Origin of the sequence: Ameyamaea chiangmaiensis, from assembly GCF_013376175.1 — a bacterium.
Classification (GTDB): Bacteria; Pseudomonadota; Alphaproteobacteria; order Acetobacterales; family Acetobacteraceae; genus Ameyamaea; species Ameyamaea chiangmaiensis.
Window position 1 is genome coordinate 1 of sequence record NZ_JABXXR010000267.1, and the last position, 1,988, is coordinate 1,988.

Here is a 1,988-nt window from a genome sequence, read left to right on the forward strand (position 1 = left end):
ATCGACGTCGAGGCAACGCAGCGCGTCGGCCAACGCGTCGCCGTCGCGCGCCTCGACCAGAAGCGCCGCGCCCCCCGCGATCTCTTCCGTCGCGTGGCCCGCGCTTGTCACCACCGGGGTCCCCAGGGTCATGGCCTCGGCAATCGGCAGACCGAACCCTTCGGCCAGCGACGGAAAAACCACGGCGCGTGCCTCGCGCATGGCGCGGATCAACATCGCGCGGCTGCACCACGACACCTGATGCACCCGCTCGGGCGCGGGATGGGCCGCCAGCGCGGCCAGTTCGCCCTCGGCGCCGAACCCGGGCGTGCCGATCAGAATGAGGGGCCGCCGGGTGCCGGAGCGTCCATGGGCGGTAATCAGGCGACCGATATTCTTGCGTCTCTCGAGGCTGCCGAAATAGAGGAATCCGCCTGATGGAACCGGGGACGCCACGGTGTGCGACGCGGCAAGATCCTCCTCGGGGAACCAGACGGCCTGCGACAGCATGGCGATCCGCCGGGCCGGAATACCCAGAACCGCCACGATGTCTCGGCGCACCGCCTCCGAGATCGTGACCACGGCCGCCGCGTCACGACAACATTGCGCCAGCCGTCGCGCGAGGCGCGCCTTCGGCGTGTCGCTCAGATCGGGATGCAGCAGGGGGATAAGGTCATGGATCGTCACCACGTTGGGAACGCCCGGCCAGCGCAGAGGCAGCGGACAGGTCCAGTGCATGACGTCCGGCGCGCCGGAGGCCCGCAGCAGCGTCGGCACACGCGCCCAGCGGTCACGGATCTCGGCGGTGCGATACAGATCGCGTCCGGTGAAGGAGGGGCCGGTCGGGCGCAGGCGGCGGCTCGGCAGAAGACTTCGGGCAGCCCGACACGTGCGCCGCGCCGGACTGCGTGGCTGCTCCACGCCGGCCATGTCGTCGTCGACCCACGCCGTGCCCAGCCCCGCGCGATGACAGGCCTCGGCAAGAACCCGGGCATAGGTCGCAACCCCGGTACCCCCGGCGCGACCGGTATTGCGCGTGTCGAGGCCGATGCGCATGGTCAGGATGAGACGCGGCCCGCCTTGGTCCGGAAAATCCGGTCCCAGAACGTATTGCTGACAGCGAAATTCCGGTTCGGCGCCGCGTAATGATGCGACAGATGGTGACGCCGCAGGCCCCCCAGCCAGCCACGGCGAAACGCATACTGGTGGCAGCTGTAGTGGATCAGGTCGTAGGCGACGTATCCGGCGACAAAGCCGGCCAGCATGGCCAGCCCCGGCGCGCCGGCGAACATCCGGGCGACGATCCACAAGGCCGCCGCGATCGGCAGGGTGACCGTCAGCGGCATCATGTTACGCAGCTTGTCACCCGGTTCGGCATGGTGATTGCCGTGCAGCAGGAAAATGAAGCGCTTCCCGACGGCAGACGACAGATTGAGGTGAAAGACATGCCGATGGGCGATGTATTCCATCAGCGTCCACAGGGCGAGCCCCGTGCCGAACGACAGGAAGGACTGCAGCATGGGCAGGGCTGAACCCTCGTAGGCCAACCCGGCCAGCACGATACCCCACACCGGAACGAACACAGCGATCGGCATATAGGTCAGTCGCTCGAGCGTGTCGTTCCGGAAAAGCCTCACGGGCATGCACTGAAGTCCTTGTCGTAAAGCTCACCCGTCGGCGCAGCGTCGCACGTCTGCCCTGTCAGCCGACAGCGCACCGCCCGGAGAGTAGTTCCTCCGCCCTGCAATGAACAGCCGAACTCTGTAACCGTTATCCCACACTGATAACGAAGCCGTTAAAAAGCGGCGGAATTTTGTCGTGTCTCGTGTGTCGCGCGCCTGCGACGACCCTGACCGCGGAGACGGCGTGCGGTCACGGGCCCCACACCAGCCCGGAGCCGCCAGCCCGCAGCGCGTCAAGCGTGGGAACCCCCGCCAGCGCCATCACATCGGCGATCTCGCGCTCCAGCCGACGCACCGCCTGCGCCACGCCGGCACCACCGCCGGACG

Annotated in this window: 2 protein-coding genes; both read right to left on the minus strand. The window is 67.9% G+C overall.

Going from position 1 to position 1,988, the window contains the following annotated elements:
• On the minus strand, positions 1-1,035 hold a 1,035-nt coding region (locus HUK82_RS16195; protein ID WP_176614905.1), incomplete at its 3' end, for a glycosyltransferase family 4 protein.
• A gap of 2 nt (positions 1,036-1,037) precedes the next feature.
• Positions 1,038-1,622, minus strand: coding sequence for a sterol desaturase family protein (locus HUK82_RS16200; protein WP_176614906.1), 585 nt, complete (start codon positions 1,620-1,622; stop codon positions 1,038-1,040).
• Positions 1,623-1,988: the final 366 nt, after the last annotated feature.

Excerpts from the sequence above, each read along its gene's own strand:
- HUK82_RS16200 (WP_176614906.1), bottom strand. The coding sequence starts at position 1,622 with ATGCCCGTGAGGCTTTTCCGGAACGACACGCTCGAGCGACTGACCTAT.